The sequence below is a fragment of the Candidatus Poriferisodalis sp. genome (genome assembly GCF_965215815.1).
Classification (GTDB): Bacteria; Actinomycetota; Acidimicrobiia; order Acidimicrobiales; family Poriferisodalaceae; genus Poriferisodalis.
The window spans coordinates 410,813-428,897 of the sequence record NZ_CBDCEO010000012.1 but is presented as its reverse complement, the minus strand read 5'-3'; the positions used below and the strand labels follow the sequence as shown (position 1 = coordinate 428,897).

Below are 18,085 nucleotides of genomic sequence, written 5' to 3'. Positions count from 1 at the left end.
TGATGGCCGCGCGTGGCTCAGTCGGCCGCTGCGGGCGCGGTGCCAAGTTCAGATGATGGCGCTCTCGACGAATGGACGGTTCTCGACAATGCGCTGATACCCGAGCGGTGTGAGGTCGAGCGTGCGGTACTCGCCGTAGGCGATCCACTCCGAGACGGCCCGGCCGATTGCCGGGGATTGCTGCATGCCGTGCCCAGAGAACCCGTTGGCGAAGATGAAGTTGCCGATCTCGTGGTGGGGTCCGACGACGACGTTGTGATCGAGGGTGTTGTAGGCGTAATGGCCAGCCCACTGGCTGGTGACCTTGAGGCGTTCGAACGCCGGGACACGGTGTACCAATACCGGCCACACCTTGTCCTCGAATATGTCGCGGTCCATGGAGAAGTCGTTGTAGTCGACGGCGGGATCGACATCGGGAGTGCAGCCGCACATGTACGCATCACCGTCGCTGCGCATGTGAACGCCGGTGGGATCGATGGTGAGCGGCAGGGAGCGATCGAGCGGTTCGGCAGCCTCGAAGATGAACGTGTAGCGCTTGCGCGGCTCGACCGGCAGGGTTGCGCTCGCCATTGCCGCTATGTCCACCGCATGAGGACCTGCTGCGTTGACGAGCGTCCCGCAACTGATGGTTTCGCCTGAGGTCAGCACGACGGCAGTAACCCGACCTGACTGCACGACCAGGTCCGCGACCTCGCCGGTCACGTACTCGACGCCGTTCTGGCGAGCCTTGCGGCGCCACCAGTCGAACATCGTGCCCGAGTCGAAATAGCCCTCATCGACGAGGTTGTGGCTGCCGCAGACGATGTCGTCGACGTTGTAGAAGGGGTAGTCGGCCTTGATCTCAGCGGGACTCATAATCCGCGTGCCGGCGCCGAGTTCGGACTGAATGGCCTGGTTGCGTCGCAGGGTGACGGCGAAATCCTCGTCGCCTGCGAGGTACATGTAGCCGAAGTGGTGCACGAACAGGTCAGGGACTTCGGGGTCACCGCCGAGACGTTCCCGGAAGTTGCGCACGAAGTCGGCGCCGAAGCGCGAGATCTGCACGTTCAGCGGGTTCGAGAACTGCTGGCGCATGCAACTGTTGGTCAGCGATGTCGAGGCCTGCGCATAGCTCGGGTCGCGTTCGACGACCAGCACGGTGCCACCGAAATCGTCGTTGGCCGACAGTGCCCAGGCGATCGACGAGCCGATCACCGCACCGCCCACGATCACAACGTCGTAGGTGCCACGCAGGGGCTCTTCGCGGGCAGTGGGCATTCGTTACGGTCCTGACGTGAGTGGAGACGATTCCGGACGGTCAGATGATGGCAGCACACCGCATAGCTGTGAGAGGCACCGGCGCATTTCGAGCACATCGGGGACGATTGGGGGGTCAGGACTATGAGACTGCAAGGCAAGGTGGCGCTGATCACAGGTGCGGGCAGTGGCATCGGCCGAGCTACAGCGCTGCGCTTCGCCGCTGAGGGAGCGCGCATAGTTGCAGTCGACATTGCCCCCTCGAATGAGGAGACCGTGGCCGAGGTGAATGCCGCCGGCGGTGAGGCCATCGCGGTGCGTGCCGATGTCGCCGTCGAGTCGGACGTGGCCGCAGCGTTCGGCCGGGCAGAGGCGGAATTCGGCCGGCTGGACGTTGCTTTCAACAACGCCGGGATCATGCTGGACGCCGACAGTGACGCCATCTCGACCGGCGACGAGACCATCGACCGGACCTTCGACGTCAACGTGAAGGGCGTGCTGTACGGCTGCAAGCACGCCATCGAGGCGATGCGCCGGACCGGTGGCGGATCGATCATCAACACCGCCTCGTTCGTGGCATCGGTCGGCGCGGCGACGCCGCAGATCGCCTACACCGCCTCCAAGGGCGCCGTGTTGTCGTTGACCCGGGAACTCGCCGTGGTGCACGCCCGCGAGAACATCCGGGTGAATGCACTCTCGCCGGGACCGCTGCGCACCGAGATGCTCATGTCGTTCCTCGACACCCCCGAGAAACGGCAGCGACGCCTGGTCCATGTGCCCATGGGCAGGTTCGGCGAAGCCGACGAGATGGCTTCCGCGGCCCTGTTCCTGGCATCCGATGATTCCTCATACATGACCGGCGCCAACCTGCAAGTCGACGGCGGCCTGACCGCCGCCTACGTCACTCCCGAGTAGCGCTGCCGGCAGGCACCGTCACACCCTGGGCGAATGTGCGACTCGACGTCGCTTCGAGGCCGTCCCACAGGCGCAAGTAGTGTCCGAACAAGAGCGTCGCGGCGGACGATTACCGCAGAATCGACACCTGGAGGACGGGATGCTGGGTCCATATCGCGTGCTGGATCTCACCGATGACCGGTGCTGGTTCGCCGGCAATCTGCTGGCACAACTCGGCGCCGATGTGGTGCTGGTGGAGCCTCCCGGCGGCTGGCCGCGCGGCTATGCCCACGATGCGTACAACCGTGGCAAGCGCTCGGTCGTCTCCGCCAGCGCCGACGAGGTGGCTGCGCTGGCGGCCGATGCCGATGTCGTGCTGCACAACGACGGCACGCCCTTCAGCATCGATCTCTCGGCCCTCCGGGACGCCAACGAGCAGCTCGTCACGGTCCACATCACTCCTTGGGGCGAGACCGGGCCGAAGGCCAGTTGGCGTGCCACCGACCTGACCCTGTTTGCGTCCAGCGGCCAGCTCGCGGTGACCGGGGACAGCGACCGGCCGCCAGTGCGCATCAGCATTCCTCAGGCGTGGCTGCACGCCTCGGCACAGGCCGCCGTCGCCGCACTCGTCGCACTCGAGCACCGGGCCCGAATCGGGTGCGGCCAGCACATCGACCTGTCGACACAGCAGGCGGTGTGCGAGACAGCGCTTTCCGCGGTTCTGTACGCCCCCGCCGGAATCGCCGAAGTCCAGCGCGAAGCCGGTGGCGTGCGTTTCGGCGATTTGATGCTGCGCACGATCTACCCCTGCAAAGACGGGTACGTCATCGTCACGGTCGCTTTTGGTCCGATGATCGGGCCGATGGTGCGTCGCTACCTCGAGTGGATGCACGAAGAAGGCTTCTGCGACACCGAAACGCTCAACAAGGACTGGGTCAATTTTGCTCTGAAGCTGCAAACGGGCGAGGAAACCATCGACGTCGTCGAAGCCGTGATGGGCGACATCGCCCGCTTCTGTCTGACCAAGACCAAAGCGGAGCTGATCGAGCGAGGGTTGCGCGACTCGCTGCTGGTGTGCCCCGTGAACAGCCTGGCCGACGTCCTCGACAGCCCGCAGCTGGCGGCGCGGGACTTCTGGGATGATCTCGACGGCATCCACATGCCAGGTCGCTTCGTGCTTGCGAGCCGAAGCCCCCTGGCACCACTGGAGCGGGCGCCCGAAGTCGGCGAGCACAGCGAAGAAGTACGAACCGCAAGCGCCGCCGCGCAGCGTTCGGTTCCAGTGCAGTTGCCAGAGGGAGCTCGCTCGGACAAGCCTCTGGCCGGGTTGAAGGTCGCCGATCTGGCCTGGGTGGCAGCCGCCCCGCTTGCCACCAAGATCCTCGCCCACTGGGGCGCCACGGTCGTCCGGGTGGAGACGCAGAACCGGCCGTGTCTGTTGCGTGGCGCGTTGGGCCACCGCGACGACGTGGCTGACCAGGAGAACGCCATTGCTTGGCATTCCTCGAATGCCAACAAGATGACCATCTCGCTGGACCTGAGCAAGCCTGAAGCCCGCGAGGTCGTCCGCGATCTCGTCGCGTGGGCCGACGTGGCCATCGAGTCCTTCACTCCGGGCACGCTGGCCGCCTGGGGACTCAGTTACGACGACCTGCGCGAGGTCAACCCGGAACTCGTCATGCTCTCGAGCTGCGTAATGGGCCAGACCGGACCGCAACGCCGTTTCGCCGGATTCGGGAATATGGCAGCGTCGATTGCGGGCTTCTTCGACATCACCGGCTGGGCTGACCGCGGTCCCGCAGGGCCGTACCTCGCATACACCGACTACTGCTCGCCCCGATTCACCGTCTGCGCCCTGCTCGCCGCGCTCGACCACCGTCGGCGAACCGGGCAGGGTCAGCATCTGGACTTCTCACAGATGGAAGCCGCGGTGCACATGCTGGCGCCGGCAATCGCCGAAATGCAGGCCACGGGCAACCGGCGCACTCGCCGTGGCAACGAGGACGACGACATGGTCCCGCACGGCGTGTACCCGGCAGCCGGCGACGACGAGTGGATCGCCATCGCCATCGAAGGCGACGAGCAATGGCAGTCGCTCGCCATCGAGATGCGCCGCGATGACCTCGCCGATCTGGGCCACAGCAGTCGTCGAGAGCGGCAGACCGAACTGGATGAGATCGTCACCGCCTTCACCGCACGGCAGAACGGTCCCGGCCTCATGCATCGCTTGCAAGCGCACGGCATCACCGCCCACTACGTCCAGAATTCGGGCGCCTGCATCGACGATCCGCAGCTCGCCCACCGCGGCCACTTCCAATGGGCCCCCCATCAGTACGCCCGCCGCACCATCGTCGATGCGATGCCCTACACCATGTCAGCGGCTTCGAGCGGATTCGACTGGGCCGGACCCACCTACGGCGAGCACGCCATGGAAGTCCTCGGCGACATCCTCGGCTACGACGCCGACCGGATCGCCGAACTCGCCATGGCCGAAGCCTTGGAGTGAGCCGAACGCCTCAGCCGCACGCTCAGTTGGTTGAGGCAATGAAGTCCGCTAGCACGGCTGCAAGCTCGGGGCCGCGGTCTTCCTGAAGGAAGTGCGATGCGCCCTCGATGGTGGTGTGCGCTTGATCCTGTGCGCCGGGAACCCGCGCCCGGAACGGCTTGTCGGCACCTTGGGTGACTGGGTCACTGTCGCTGAAACAGCACAGGAACGGCTTCGTGAACTGCTCAAGCAGGCCCCAGGCCTCGCGGTTGGCAGGAGCCTCGGGATCGTCGGGCGAGGTGCAGACGAAAGACGGCCAGATGCGTGCGCCGGCCTTGTAGGAATCGTCGGGGAACGGCGCGTTGTATGCGTCGACCTCGTCGGCGGAAAGGTCGGTCAGGCAGCCGCCGTTCACGATGTCGCCGATCGGGAAGACGGGCGATTCCTGCGAGTATTTCTGCCACGCCATGAACGCATCGCTGGGCCTGCGGTCCCCTGTGGGCAGCCCGGTGTTGGAGATCGCCACACGAGCGAAGCGGTCGGGGTGGGCGGTCACGAGGCGCAGGCCGATCAGACCGCCCCAGTCCTGGCCGAAGAACGTGATGTCACCCAGATCGAGGCAGTCGAACACCAGGCTCGACATCCAGTCGACATGGCGGGCGTAGCTGTAGTCGGTCATCTCGGCCGGCTTGTCGCTGCGCCCGAAGCCAACCTGGTCCGGCACGATCACACGATGGCCGGCGTCGGCGAGCGGCCGAATCATGTGCCGGTAGAGGTACGCCCACGAGGGCTCGCCGTGCAGCAGTAGCACCGGTGCGGCATCAGCCGGGCCTTCGTCCAGGTAATGCACCCGTAACGTGCCGCCGTCGCCGTCGGGAATCTCGGCGTAGTGCGGTTCGAAGTCGTAGTCGGGCAGATCCTCGAACCGTTCGTCTGGTGTGCGCAGGGTGTGCATGATCTCAGTCTCCGCTGTCGGTTTCGGTTGGGATTTCGACACGATGCAGGTCGTCGCCGACCTCGATCACACCGTCGAAGTGGGCTGCCGCCATGTCGTGCCATTCAGCGCCGCCGCCAGGTGGGAATGGCGGCACGTAATGCGTGAGGATGAGGGTGCCTACGCCCGCTCGCTGGGCAGTCTGGGCCGCCTCGGCTGGCGATGAGTGGTACCCGAGAGTGTCCTTGATCCGCTGGAACGGCAGCTGAGCGATGACGTCCTTGTTGATCACCGTGTGCACGAGCGCATCGGCACCGTCGCACAGGCGATCCAGCCCGTCACACGGCACCGTGTCACCTGCGGCCACCACGACTGCGCCACCATGCTCGAACCGGTACCCCACGCTCGGCTCGACTGGGCGGTGGTCCGTCGGAGCGCACACCACCGTCACCGCACCGCCGAGGTCGATCGGGCCGTCGCTCACTTCGGTCACGATGACCGGCGGCGGGTAGTCGAGGTCGGCGTGGTGGGCGATGCGGTAGCCGATGTCGGGTCCGAGCGACGCCAACAGATGCTCCACGACGGCCGCCGTGCCGACGGGACCCACCACGACGAGCGGCGTCGACTCGAACGTCATCACCCACCGGGTGGTGATGACGTCGTTGAGGTCAGTGATGTGATCGCTGTGCAGGTGCGTCAACAGCACGGCACTCAGGTTCGGCGCGCCCACTCCGGCGGCTGCCATCCGCATCAGCACGCCACGCCCGGCGTCCACCAGATAGTGCTCGTCCCCGGCAGAGATCAGCGTCGACGGCCCAGCCCGGTTTGGATCAGGCAACGGACTGCCCGTTCCAAGCAAAGTGACGGCGAGGCTCATGTGGCGATCCGATCGTGAACATCGAGGCCTCGACCGGCGAGCATCCCATGTCCCGACGAGCCGTCCTCAGCGCGCCAGAAGCTAGTGGTGAAGCCATGTATTGCGTGTCTGTTGCTGCACACTGTCACATGGTCCAATTGGTCACAACGCCGAGGAATCGAGCGCTCCACTGATGGCTCAGCCGACAATCGACAGCATCCCGGTCGCCTACACACCCCCGGGCGGGTACGACGCCTTCCCCGCGCCGGTGCTCGCCGGTTGCGTCGAGCCGACCCCCGACGAAGCACCAGCCATCGGCGGGCGGTGGCAGACGGTCGATGTGGTTGTCGACGGCGAAAGCGTGCCTGATCATCCCGGGCTCAACCATGTCCAGCGCATCGAGCAGGCGGGAGATCGAGTGGTCGTCACCGGCGGAGGGATCATTCACGACATGCGATGTGACGGCACCGAAGCCAACGGTGTCCACGACGTGGCCGAGTTCGACAAGAGCACCCCCATCCATGTGATTGCTACCTACGAGGACGGCGTCCATGTCCTGCGGCCGATCGGCATGGACATCGAGGTCAGGCGCTGGCGAGACGGCGAGCACATGATGTGGCAGTACCTCGGCTACACCGCCAGGCTTCGCCGCATCGGCCCACGCCTCGAGGTGACGCTCGGCGACATCACTGCTGAATGCGTCGACGCAATCGTCAATGCCGCCAACGAGACGTTGCTGGGCGGAGGCGGTGTGGACGGCGCAATTCACCGCGCAGCGGGGCCAGAACTGCTCGCACACTGCCGCACGCTCGGGGGCTGCCCTACCGGTCAGGCCAAGATCACGCCGGGTTTCGGGCTGCCTGCTCGCTCGGTGATCCATACCGTCGGTCCCATCTGGCACGGCGGCTCTCACGGCGAGGCCGAACTGCTGGCCTCGTGCTACCAAGAATCGCTTGCCCGGGCCGACGAAGTCGGCGCCGCGTCCATCGCGTTCCCCGCCATCTCCACTGGCGTCTACAGCTACCCCGTCGCGCCTGCCACGCAGATTGCGATCGACACCGTTCGCAGCACATCCACCAAGGTCGAACTCGTCCGTTTCGTATGCTTCAACGACGAGGCCCTCCACGCCTACCGAGCCATCCTCGGCCCAATGCCATGAAGGCACAGCTGTCCCACGCAATTGCTGTCACCGTTCTCACCGCGTCCCTCGTCGCCTCGGGATGCGGATCCACAGATGCAACGCCGGAGGCCATGAACGACACTCAAGCCGATCCGGCAACAAGCACCGAGGCTCCCCTCGACGGCGCGGCCGTCTACCAGCAATATTGCGCTGAGTGCCACGGGGTCGACCTACGCGGGACCGACAAAGGCCCGTCGCAGTTGTCCATCATCTACGAACCCGGCCACCACGGCGACTACGCCTTCCGCTCAGCCATCAGCGAAGGAGCGCCCGAGCACCACTGGTGGTTCGGTGACATGCCGCCGGTCGAAGGCATCTCCGATGACGAGATCGAGGCAGTTATCGCTTTCGTGCGAGCCGAACAGGAACGCCTCGGCTTCGCAGAGTGACCAAGACCGGCACGGGCTGATGTGTCCCGTGCCGATCTAGTCTCGCTGCGCCGAGCGAACGGCAACGCTCGGACTTCCACGATTCGCAAGGGGAACCATCATGGCCAAACGCATTCTGTTGACAGGGGCTTCGACAGGGATCGGGAACGCGACCCTGCGACGGCTTGTGACGGATGGACACGAGGTGGTGAGCCTTGACATCAAGGACGCTCCCGAGGGTGCGAGCGAACATCATCACTGCGACATGTCGGATCCCGCGTCGATCGACGAGGTAGTCGCCGGGATCGACGGCTCTTTCGACGGGCTCGGCAACATCGCAGGTGTTGCCGGGAGCATGGGCGCCGAGCTGGTCTTGCGGGTGAACGTGTACGGGCTGCGCCACCTCACCGAGGCACTGCTGGCGGCGGGAAAGCTCAATGACGGCGGCTCGATCGTCAACATCGCTTCGCTCGCCGCGATGGTCTGGCATCGGCACCGCGACCGCATCGCCGAGCTTGATGCTGCGGCGGATTTCGCAGCGGGCATCGAGGTTGCCCAGGCGTACGAGCGCGGCGGCCCGGCCGCGTATGTGCTGTCCAAGGAATGGGTCGCGTCGTATACGAAGCACCTCGCAGGGAGGCTGATCGAGCCCGGCATCCGCGTCAATTCCGTCAGTCCGGGACCGGTGAACACTCCCCTGTTCCCGTACTTCGAACAGGACGCAGGCGCCGAACAGATGGCCTGGCTGAACGAGCGAGTCGGGCGAGTGGGCCTCCCCGAGGATCAAGCTGAGGTCGTGACCTGGCTGCTGGCCGGCGAGTGCGGCTGGGTCAACGGCATCGATCTGCCCGTCGACAACGGCCTTTCAGCCGGCATGACGGTCGGATGGGCCAATCCCAAGGACTCGCCAGCATCGCGCTCCCGCAAATCCTGAGCGCTGCCCGACTGGTTTCGAATTCACTTCATAGGTCGAGCACGGTGCCCAGCGCGAGGTCAATGCCCCAGAGCTCTTCTTGAGTGATGTGGCCGACGAGATCGCCGAGTCGGTTCACATCGACGGCCCCGACATGCTCCGCGAGCACAAGCGTGCGCTGTCCGTCGAGATCGATGGCTGGCCGGAACGAGGCCGGTCGTGCCCTGGTCGATGTCGGCGCGATCAGGACAACCGACCGAGGCAAGAGGGCGTCCGACTGGACCACCACGCCGAACCGACGTCCGTGCTGTTCGTGGCCGACGCCTTTGGGCAGTCGCAGTTCATAGATATCACCCCGGCGCACGCAGGTCTTCCATCAAGCTCGCGACGGCCGCCATCTCTGCACGGTCGGCCTCGTCGGATTCCAATGCGGCAACTTCGGCCGCCAGCGCTCGACGTTCTTGCAGCCGCTCCGCCTCATGCACGATCGACGCACGTACGGCCTCGGACTGCGTCAAGCCTTGCGCTTCGACCTGCCGTAGCGCCCGAAGCGCCTCTTCATCGAGCCTGACTGAGATCGCACGCGCCACGAGTCGAATGTATCACATTTCGTAGTACGCCCAGCGAGCTGGAGAAATGCGCCGACGTCACGCTCCCGCAGATCCTGAGTGCCGACTTCCCGGGGGCCGCTGGCGCGGGCGCTCAAGAGTCCTCTTCCCCTACAGCAGCGTCGATCTGCTCGGGGGTCAGCTCGATGCCGAAGCCGGGCGCGTCGCTGGGCACGAGCCAGCCATCGCCGGGAAGGGACATGCCGGGAGTGGATCGCCAGGCATTCATCAGCGACTCGCCCGGCGGGCAGCCGACATACATTTCCGCCCAACGGTTCTGCGGCAGCGCGTGGCACAAGTGCTGGCCATAGCTGTCGTTGCAACCCCCGTGCAGAGCCAGCTCAATGCCCGACGAGGCAGCGATAGCCGCGATCCGGAGCACAGCCGTGGCACCTCCCACCCACTGGATGTCCGGCTGCAGCACGTCCACGAGTCGCTGCTGGGCGGCATGCGCGAACGCCCGGTCGGTCAGCCAGCGCTCGCCCGCGGCCAGCGTCTGCGTGGGCAATCGTCGGCGCATGTCTGCGTACCCGGGCCAGTCGTCGGGCTGCGCGAAGTCCTCCATCCAGGTCAGCCGGTACGGGGCCAGTGCCTCGCCGAGGCGCACGGTGTACGACGCATCGAGCGACGACCAGCAGTCCAGCATGATGTCGGCATCGGGCCCGAGTTCTGAGCGAGCGCTCGCCACCAGATGCTCGGTCTCGGCAATGCCAGCAGTACCTGATCCGGGCCCGACCGAGCCGGCCAGCTTGAACGCGTCGAATCCTCGGTTGCGCGAGTCGTCGAGGTCGTTGCCAGTCGCGTAGCAGCGTGTGCGCTCCCTGGCCGGGCCGCCGATGATCTCGTAGACGGGCCGGCCCAGAACCTTGCCCTTGAGATCCCACAGGGCCAGATCGACCGCACTCAGGGCATACGCAGCCAGGCCTGCCGCACCGAAAGCGCTGTTGGCGCTTCGGCTCATCATGTTCCACAGCCGCTCGACAGCAAGAACGCTCTCCCCGACGATCATCGGGCCGAAGAAGTCGTTGATGATCGGCACGACCGGCCCTGCCTGGCTGGTCATGCCGACGCCGAAGCTGCCATCCGAGGCGGTCACCACGCACAGAACGTCGTCCCAGGGAGGCTCGAATCGCATCGCCTGGCCGGCAAAGCTGCCGTCATTCGACAGCGCGTGCATCATGCCCGTGGAGTCCCACGACACGGTGGGCGGAACGGTTCGCCCCAGCACTTCAGGCCGCCGCAGAGGGGCCGCCGTCACCTCAACGATCGTTGGGGTCATCGTCGCAGCGTACGGGTGCTCGCCGTGGTGATGTGTCCTACAGCCGGCTCTGCGGCGCCAGTGACCTAACGTCTTCGTCGGCGTGCCCGGTACGCCACTGACCGGCGTTGGAATCGCCGCGCTGCTTGTCACCAGGTGAGGGTCAGCTTCGATGACAACTGCAACTGGACTGGTGCTCACGTCACCCCGCTCTTTCGAGCAGCGCAGCTTCGATCTGCCGGACATCGGCGCCAGCGACGGCCTACTGCGCATCGAGGCATGCGGCCTGTGCGGCACCGATCACGAGCAGTACACGGGGCACATCACCAACCCACATGCGTTCATTCCCGGTCACGAGGTGATCGGTGTGGTGGAGGAACTGGGCGACGAAGCAGCCGAGCGCTGGGGTGTGAGCGCTGGTCAGCGGGTCGCCGTTGAGGTGTTTCTGTCCTGCCGGGAATGCGAGCAGTGCCGAGCAGACGTGTACCGGCGCTGTGAACGCAACGGGCTGCGCACGATGATCGGGTTCACCGATGCCGACATGCCGCCCGGCTTGGGCGGCGGCTACGCCTCGCATCTGTATCTGGGACCCGACTCGATGTTGATGCCAGTGCCTGACGAGCTCGACCCGGTTGCCGCCACTCTGTTCAATCCGCTCGGTGCTGGCATCCGCTGGGCGGTAGAGATCCCCGAGACCCAGCCGGGTGACGTCGTGGCGATTCTCGGACCGGGTGTTCGAGGTCTGTGCGCTGCTGCAGCCGTGAAGGAAGCCGGCGCGGGCTTCGTCATGATCACGGGCCTCGGAGCTCGCGATGCAGAACGGCTGGCCCTGGCGCCCGCGTTCGGTGCGGACCTCGCCGTCGATGTCTCCGAGACCGATCCGAATCGTGCGCTACGCGAAGCAATCGGGCGCAAGGCTGACGTCGTGGTCGACGTCACGGCGAAGGCCCCGGCCGCGCTCGCTCAGGCTGTTCAGCTCGCCCGTCCCGGAGGCACCATTGTGCTCGCCGGAACCCGCGGTACTCCCGAAACGCCGGGCTTCGACCCCGATCACATCGTCTACAAGGAGCTGCGGATCATCGGCGCCCTTGGCGTTGACGTCGGCGCGTACCGCAAGGCACTCGACCTGCTCGTCTCAGGCCGCTACCCATTCGAAGACCTGCCTCGCCAAGTCGCCGGCTTCGACGACCTCGAGCCGCTGATTCAGCTACTCGCCGGCGAACGTTCCGGCGTGCCGCCCGTTCACGGCGTCTTTGCGCCGTGAACCATCAAACACAGCACGGCGTCTTTGCACCTGATCCTGCCCAGTCCTAGGAGCCATCCCGTGAACCGTCCGGTCTTTGAAACCTTCAATCAGGAGTGGGCCGGCAAGATCATCGGCCGCGTGTCCCGCAGCGGCATCGACGGCTACCTGGGCATCAAGGCGGTGGAGTTTGAAGCAGGCCGCCTCGTGTGCGAGATGCCGATCACCGACGAACTGATCACGACGATGGGCACCATGCACGGCGGTTGCTTGTCTGCAATGTGCGATCACGTGCTCGGCGTGGTCATGTACCCAGTCATGCCGCCCGGCTACTGGGCCGCCACCACCGAATTCAAAATCAACCTGCTCGCTCCCGTCACCGACGGCACCTGCGTGGCCACCGCCGAGATCATCTCGATGAGCAAGCGACTCGCTGTCGTGCGTGTCGAGATCACCAACGGCGAGCGGATGGTCGCCGTCGCTCAGGGCACCACCACGATCGTCGCCCCGAAGACTTCAGGCTGACCGCAACGGGCGGCGCGCCGCTGCGTACTACGGCCTACTGACGGGCCATCTCGGCTCTGGCGGTGGCGGTGACGTCGGCCGCTGTGCGCTCCGAGAGGTTGATCTCCACCTCGTGCAGGGTGCCGGCAAACGGGAACGAGCCCTCGTAGTGCTCAGACACCGTTGAACCGTGGTCGTGGCCGATGCTGGAACCCAACGATGAGATCATTCGCATGATGAACGGCAGCTCTGCGGTGCCTGCCGGCTGGCCGTCAACCGCCAGTTCGATGACTCCACCCACCTTGTCTGTACGGCGGAGCCGCACCGACAACTCGCAGTCGCCTTCGGGCACCTCGATGGACGACTCCACGATCGTGCGATCCGCGAACGCGTTGTAGTCCACAACGAGGCGTTCGTTCTGGACGAAGACCGACACGCCGGCACCTGCGGTGCCCGTCGCCCAGATGACGCCCTCGTCGCCCGCACCCCGACTCACTCGGGCTGTGAGGTCGAACAAATTGCCACCGGCAGACGGGGACGCCCCCATGGGGATCCGGGACAGCGGCGGCCGGTACACATAGCGCCGGCTCGGCGGATGCGGCGAGTTCTCGCGCAACCGTGCCCCGAACAGCAAAATGCCGCTGCGGTCGTCAAGCGGCAGTACGCCGTTGCGCTCGGCTTCGGACCACCACAAGCCGATCAGCTCTTCGAGACGCTCGGGTTGGTCGGCCGCGAGGTCATTGCATTCGGAGGGATCCGCCCCGAGGTCGAACAGCTCCCACGGCTCGGTGTCGAAGTCATCGTCCGGGAGGTGCCGCACCACGGCCTTCCACCAGATGCCGTCCCCGAACGCGACCAGGGCACGCGACCCGGAATTCTCGAAGTACTGCAGCGTGTTTGTGGCCTGGGCATCAGGGTCCGCCAGCACCGACGCGAACGAGTTGCCGGTGACCGGGAGCTGGACCAGTCCTCGGTACGTCTCGGGCGGCGTGACACCGAGGAGCTCGTAGACCGTGGGGGTCACGTCAGACACATTGACGAATTGGCTCCGCTTCGTTCCTCGCTGGTCGGCGGCGATGCCAGCGGGCCAATGCACCACCATCGGCACGTGCACCCCGCCCTCATGGGTGTTCTGCTTGTACCAGCGGAATGGCGAGTTGCCGCATTGGGCCCAGCCCCACGGGTAGTTGGTGTGGCTGTTGGGCCCACCGATGTCGTCGAGCCGCTCGACGACATCGTCGATCGACTCAACCAGTCCATTGAAGAACTTGAATTCGTGCATCACGCCGGTCGGTCCGCCCTCTTGGGATGCACCGTTGTCGGCCATCACGATGAAGATCGTGTTGTCGAGCAGCCCGAGATGTTCGAGCCCGGCAACGAATCGCCCGATCTGGTCGTCGGTGTGATCCAGGAAAGCGGCAAAGGCCTCTTGCAGCCGGCAGGCCAGCTTCTGCTCGTTCACTGACAGCTTGTCCCACGGCTTCACGCCCGGGTTCAGTGGCGCCAGCACGGTGTGCGGGGGTATGACGCCCATCTCGATCTGCCGGTCGTACCAGCGCTGGCGCACCACATCCCAACCCTCGTCGTAGCGGCCCCGGTACTTCGCGAGGTACTCCGGCGGTGCTTGGTGCGGAGCGTGCGTGGCGCCAAAGGGCAGGTACGCGAAGATCGGCCGGTCGGGACGCACTCCCTTGCTGTTGCTGATCATCTGCAGCATCTGATCGACGAGGTCTTCGCTGAGGTGATACCCGTCCTCGGGACGAGCAGGCGGGTCAATCGGGTGATTGTCAGTGACAAGTTCGGGGAAGAACTGGTCGGTCTCGCCTTCGAGGAATCCGTAGAAGCGATCGAAACCCCGGCCAAGGGGCCATTGGTCGAACGGGCCGGCGGCAGAGCTGTTCTCCGTCGGCGCGAGGTGCCACTTGCCGGTGCAGAACGTGGCATAGCCCTCGTCTCGCAGCACCTCTGCGACGGTCGCAGCGTGGTTGGTGATGTGCCCGAGCTGATTCGGGTAGCCGGTCTGGAAGTTCGACACCGATCGCATGCCGACGGCGTGCTGGGCCCGGCCGGTCAGCAGTGAAGCCCGGGTCGGCGAGCACAGCGGCGCGACATGGAAGTTCGTGAACTGGACGCCGTCCGCAGCGAGTGCATTGATGTTCGGCGTGTCGATGTCAGACCCAAAGCAGCCGAACTGGGCGAACCCGGTGTCGTCGAGCAGCACGAACACGACATTCGGCGCTCCAGGGGGCGCATGGGGATGTTCCTCGAACCACGGCTCAGACTCGGCAACGGTTCGACCGATTCGGCCCTGAAATGACGCGTGCGCGCTTGGAGTGGTCATCGGTGTTGTCCCCCATTTGTCAGTGACCGGCACGCTACGTCAAGGCCGCGCCACGAATTCCGTCACAGGCTCCGTCGCGTGGCCGTGACCCTGTACATCGCCTGAGTTCCTGATGGCGTTCAGACGGACAGGATGTCGACGCGGAGGCCTGCTGCATCGACGAGCACAGCAATATCGTCAGGATCAGAGGTCAGGATCTCATCGTCGTGGTCGCACAATGCGACGAGCGCTGCATCGATCGCATCGGCGAGGCCCGAGCGTGCAAGCAGCACTCCCGCCCGTCGCCCGAGCGCGTCATCGAGAGGCTCCGTTCGAATGCCACGCAACGCTCTCGCCAGTCGGGTTTGACGGCCCGTTCCGCCTCGCCATACCTGAGCAATCACGCCCCCGTGCGTTATGGGCGGACGGCCCGTGCGATGCGCAATCGACAATCGCTCCCAGGTTGCGAGGTCGTTGCGTTCAAGGGAAATCAGCGCCCCCGAATCAAGTACCAAACTCACCTTTCGCCTTCCGCTCGCGCAATCTCGCCCGGACTTGCGCCGCGGCCTGAAGATCGAGGCGCTGTCGTTCGTCCAGCGCCTCGTCGGTGATCTCACCGAATTCGGCTTCATAATCCTCGATGGCCTCGGCCAACGCTGCGAGGAGGCGTCGTTTCTCGCTCTTGGCTGCCATCGCCTCGTTCACCCACGCACTCACGGACGATGCATCCCCGGCATTCACTGCGTTGGTCGCTGCCTCGATGAGACCTGCATCGACGGTGACGGTAATTCGGCGCTTTGTCATACCTTCATCATATTTTCACACGAGCATGGCGCGGCGGGCGTCTGCTTGTTGGTGGCGATGCTCATCAACACGCCCACAGCCGACAAGGCATAGGCGCGCAGGCGCCGATCACGCGGCGCTCAGTTAGCGGCGGAGCAGGCTCTTCACCCGCTTCAGGGCGGGTGTCCAGATCCAATCTGGCTGCGTGACTTGGTGATGATTCTCGCCCGGCAGCTCCATGGGGTCGTAGTAGTTCTTGTCGGAGTTCTTGCGCATGTCGTTCGTCCGCTTCAACACTCGCAGGTGTGCGTAAGCGGTCCCCTTGTGCGTCCAGCCCTGCCGGTTGTAGTTCCAGTTGTCCGGCGCCAAGCGTTGCGCAGCTTCGAAGTGCCACAGTGCACCCTCACTCTCGCCTGCCGCTTCGAAGTGCAGCGCGAGCTTGAACGTCGGTTCCGCCAGCAGCGTGTCATCGTCGACCGGCTTGCGGCGAGCAGCTAGCTCCTCGCTTGACCAAACGAACTCGCTGTCCGCCCCTCGCTCGATCCAGTCGCGAGTCGCAGAGGCAAACGCGTCGCTGCCGATGCGGACCTTGCCGAGTCCGAACTTGATTGTGGCCTCGGCCGGGTACACGCCTTCGTTGCTGCGAACGATGCGCCCCTCCTCGTCGATCCATGCGGCCGACGGCACGTTGACCCAACCGAACAACGAGCTGATCCGGTGCGTCGAGTCGACAACGCACCGATACGTCGGCGAGGCCCGGTCGAGCCACTTGCCCGCTGCAGCCTCGCCTCGTGAGTCTTGGGCCACACCGACCAGCTCGAATCGGTCGGGGCCGATCGAGGTGTAGAGCTCCTGCCAGACCGGCAGGCTGATCCGGCACCCTCACCAGGAGGCCCAGGTGAACAACACCACCTTGCGACCTCGCAGGTCGGACAATCGCAGCGTGTCGCCGTTGCGCTCGGCCATTTCGAAGTCGGGGGCAAGCCCCGATTCCAACCCAGATCGGCGAATCTCAGGCACCGAGCCGAGGCTCCACACACCGCCGTCGCGAACGTGTTTCTGGCCGATCTTGTCGGCAAAGGCCGAGTAGCAGAACCACACCCAGTCGTCGGCGTCAGCGATCCAGGCTTCACGTTCGGGTTCGAACAGCGGCACGCACAGCTCGCCGAGGCAAACACCCTCAGGTTTCAGCTGCCAGCCGGTGGCTCCGGAGAGCTCGTTGACCCGCACCCACAGCTCTCGCGTGTCATCGGTCCGCTGGGCGACGGTGCTCGCTTTGTCGTTGGCGAGGATGATCACGATTTTTCCTTGCCTCAGCCGGCTCACGCCATTATGGAAGACCGCCGCCGGGGTCCAGGCCGAGGACCACGCAGCCGTAGCTCTCGTAACCAATGTCAGAGACCATAAGGTGCGATTGCACCGTGTAGATGTCCCGCAGGATGCGCTGCATTTCGTTCGCCAGCATGACCGCGCTGCCGCCTGCGTAGCGGAATAGGCCGCCTACCACGTCGATTGCCTCGTCGGTGCACCACACCGCCGCGGCCTGGCTCTCGGTCGCCAACGCCGGATTGGGTGGACCTTCTGCGGCTGAGTCGAACATCCGCTCGAGCGCCTCGGCCATCCCGGCCGCGCAGGCATTCATCCGGATGGTGCCCTGACCGATCGCACGCTGGAAGACCTGCCGATCAGCGATGCTGGCTCCGCCGAGGTAGCCCCGCTTCTTCTCGATGGCGGCCTCGCTCATGGTCCGAAGCGCCAGCCGGCCGAGGGCGTAGGCGAAGCTGCCGTGCTCGTTCACGACGTACGCCGGCAATCCCAGTCGGTGCAGCGCCCCTCCCCGCAACAGCTCGGCTCCGAGCAGGTCGGTCGCGAATCGGTCGGGAACGAAGACATCGTTCAGCTCGTAATCGCAGCTGCCTGTTCCGCGCATGCCCAGCGTGTGCCAAGTGTCATGCAGGATGACCTCGCTCGTAGGCACAAGCGCCCTGATCAGCGGCGGTCCGTCGCAGAACACCGGCACCATCACCCAATCGGAATGCTCGACACCACTGCCCCACGCCCACCGGCCTGACACCCGGTATCCGCCGTCGACCTTTCGGGCCGTCCCGCCCGTCCGCAACGCCCCGGCCATGAACGGGAAGCCGTCGGCGAGGACCTCATCGACAGCCTCGTCAGGGAGCTGCGACAGCGTGGCACCGGTCACCGCCGCAGAGATGAACATGCACCACGAAGCCGCCGAGTCGATCATCGCAACCGCCTCGATGACGTCCATCTGGACCACCGGATGAGCTTCGGCGCCGCCCACCTCGCGGGGCGTCTTCAGCATGAAGAGCCCCGATTTCCGCAACGCCTCAACCGACGTCGGTGAAAGCCGTCGCGTCTGCTCGGACTCCTCCCGGCCAGCTGCCAGCGCGTCGGCCACCCTCGAGACCGCTGCCAGCAAGTAGGCACGGTTGGCTTCCCGGTCGGCCGGGAACCGGTTCTCGTAGGTGCTCATCGCCGG

Annotated in this window: 18 protein-coding genes; 7 read left to right on the top strand and 11 right to left on the bottom strand. The window is 65.4% G+C overall.

Annotation, left to right across the window (positions count from 1 at the left end; translation table 11 throughout):
* Positions 1-48: 48 nt before the first annotated feature.
* Positions 49-1,257 (bottom strand): NAD(P)/FAD-dependent oxidoreductase, encoded by a 1,209-nt coding sequence (locus ACOOHB_RS04040; protein WP_420443527.1) that lies wholly within the window; start codon positions 1,255-1,257, stop codon positions 49-51.
* Positions 1,258-1,380: 123 nt separating this feature from the next.
* On the opposite strand from ACOOHB_RS04040, the gene ACOOHB_RS04035 reads away from it, so the two are divergent.
* Together ACOOHB_RS04035 and ACOOHB_RS04030 are read left to right on the top strand one after the other, a co-directional pair.
* The gene (locus ACOOHB_RS04035; protein WP_420443526.1) at positions 1,381-2,151 is read left to right on the top strand and encodes a glucose 1-dehydrogenase; all 771 of its coding nucleotides are present in this window, start codon (positions 1,381-1,383) and stop codon (positions 2,149-2,151) included.
* A 139-nt stretch (positions 2,152-2,290) separates the two neighbouring features.
* Entirely contained in the window at positions 2,291-4,636 is a 2,346-nt protein-coding gene (locus tag ACOOHB_RS04030; RefSeq protein WP_420443525.1) for a CoA transferase, read from the top strand.
* 22 nt (positions 4,637-4,658) lie between these two features.
* Here the strand turns inward: ACOOHB_RS04030 and ACOOHB_RS04025 are convergent, their stop codons facing one another.
* Together ACOOHB_RS04025 and ACOOHB_RS04020 are read right to left on the bottom strand one after the other, a co-directional pair.
* Positions 4,659-5,570, bottom strand: a complete 912-nt coding sequence (locus tag ACOOHB_RS04025) for a haloalkane dehalogenase (RefSeq protein WP_420443524.1) — start codon at positions 5,568-5,570, stop codon at positions 4,659-4,661.
* A gap of 4 nt (positions 5,571-5,574) precedes the next feature.
* Positions 5,575-6,426, bottom strand: a complete 852-nt coding sequence (locus ACOOHB_RS04020) for a ribonuclease Z (protein ID WP_420443523.1) — start codon at positions 6,424-6,426, stop codon at positions 5,575-5,577.
* A 592-nt stretch (positions 6,427-7,018) separates the two neighbouring features.
* Here ACOOHB_RS04020 and ACOOHB_RS04015 point away from each other — a divergent pair.
* The 3 genes from ACOOHB_RS04015 (at position 7,019) to ACOOHB_RS04005 (ending at position 8,887) form a co-directional block, all read left to right on the top strand.
* The gene (locus ACOOHB_RS04015) at positions 7,019-7,564 is read left to right on the top strand and encodes an O-acetyl-ADP-ribose deacetylase (protein WP_420444655.1); all 546 of its coding nucleotides are present in this window, start codon (positions 7,019-7,021) and stop codon (positions 7,562-7,564) included.
* A complete protein-coding gene (locus tag ACOOHB_RS04010; protein WP_420443522.1) occupies positions 7,561-7,974 on the top strand; it encodes a c-type cytochrome in 414 nt (137 codons plus the stop codon). The genes ACOOHB_RS04015 and ACOOHB_RS04010 overlap by 4 nt, the downstream gene beginning before the upstream one ends.
* Positions 7,975-8,074: 100 nt before the next feature.
* A complete protein-coding gene (locus ACOOHB_RS04005; RefSeq protein ID WP_420443521.1) occupies positions 8,075-8,887 on the top strand; it encodes an SDR family oxidoreductase in 813 nt (270 codons plus the stop codon).
* Positions 8,888-8,915: 28 nt separating this feature from the next.
* Here ACOOHB_RS04005 and ACOOHB_RS04000 read toward each other — a convergent pair whose 3' ends face one another.
* The 3 genes from ACOOHB_RS04000 to ACOOHB_RS03990 all read right to left on the bottom strand — a co-directional run bounded on the left by ACOOHB_RS04000 (position 8,916) and on the right by ACOOHB_RS03990 (position 10,753).
* Positions 8,916-9,230: a type II toxin-antitoxin system PemK/MazF family toxin gene (locus tag ACOOHB_RS04000; protein WP_420443520.1), complete on the bottom strand. Its 315-nt coding sequence runs from the start codon at positions 9,228-9,230 to the stop codon at positions 8,916-8,918.
* Positions 9,217-9,456 carry a hypothetical protein gene (locus tag ACOOHB_RS03995; protein ID WP_420443519.1) on the bottom strand — a complete coding sequence of 80 codons (240 nt, stop codon included), beginning with the start codon at positions 9,454-9,456 and terminating at the stop codon, positions 9,217-9,219. Before ACOOHB_RS03995 ends, ACOOHB_RS04000 begins: the two co-directional genes overlap by 14 nt.
* Before the next feature lie 112 nt (positions 9,457-9,568).
* Positions 9,569-10,753 (bottom strand): mandelate racemase/muconate lactonizing enzyme family protein, encoded by a 1,185-nt coding sequence (locus tag ACOOHB_RS03990; RefSeq protein ID WP_420443518.1) that lies wholly within the window; start codon positions 10,751-10,753, stop codon positions 9,569-9,571.
* 151 nt (positions 10,754-10,904) lie between these two features.
* On the opposite strand from ACOOHB_RS03990, the gene ACOOHB_RS03985 reads away from it, so the two are divergent.
* Together ACOOHB_RS03985 and ACOOHB_RS03980 are read left to right on the top strand one after the other, a co-directional pair.
* The gene (locus ACOOHB_RS03985) at positions 10,905-11,996 is read left to right on the top strand and encodes a zinc-dependent alcohol dehydrogenase (RefSeq protein ID WP_420443517.1); all 1,092 of its coding nucleotides are present in this window, start codon (positions 10,905-10,907) and stop codon (positions 11,994-11,996) included.
* Between the two features lie 60 nt (positions 11,997-12,056).
* Positions 12,057-12,500 carry a PaaI family thioesterase gene (locus ACOOHB_RS03980; protein WP_420443516.1) on the top strand — a complete coding sequence of 148 codons (444 nt, stop codon included), beginning with the start codon at positions 12,057-12,059 and terminating at the stop codon, positions 12,498-12,500.
* Positions 12,501-12,534: 34 nt separating this feature from the next.
* Here ACOOHB_RS03980 and ACOOHB_RS03975 read toward each other — a convergent pair whose 3' ends face one another.
* The 5 genes from ACOOHB_RS03975 to ACOOHB_RS03955 form a co-directional block, all read right to left on the bottom strand.
* Positions 12,535-14,820 (bottom strand): arylsulfatase, encoded by a 2,286-nt coding sequence (locus ACOOHB_RS03975; protein WP_420443515.1) that lies wholly within the window; start codon positions 14,818-14,820, stop codon positions 12,535-12,537.
* A 119-nt stretch (positions 14,821-14,939) separates the two neighbouring features.
* Entirely contained in the window at positions 14,940-15,320 is a 381-nt protein-coding gene (locus ACOOHB_RS03970) for a hypothetical protein (RefSeq protein ID WP_420443514.1), read from the bottom strand.
* The gene (locus tag ACOOHB_RS03965; RefSeq protein WP_420443513.1) at positions 15,304-15,603 is read right to left on the bottom strand and encodes a hypothetical protein; all 300 of its coding nucleotides are present in this window, start codon (positions 15,601-15,603) and stop codon (positions 15,304-15,306) included. The genes ACOOHB_RS03970 and ACOOHB_RS03965 overlap by 17 nt, the downstream gene beginning before the upstream one ends.
* Positions 15,604-15,726: 123 nt before the next feature.
* Positions 15,727-16,881 (bottom strand): redoxin domain-containing protein, encoded by a 1,155-nt coding sequence (locus ACOOHB_RS03960; protein ID WP_420444654.1) that lies wholly within the window; start codon positions 16,879-16,881, stop codon positions 15,727-15,729.
* Between the two features lie 31 nt (positions 16,882-16,912).
* A complete protein-coding gene (locus ACOOHB_RS03955) occupies positions 16,913-18,079 on the bottom strand; it encodes an acyl-CoA dehydrogenase family protein (protein ID WP_420443512.1) in 1,167 nt (388 codons plus the stop codon).
* Positions 18,080-18,085: the final 6 nt, after the last annotated feature.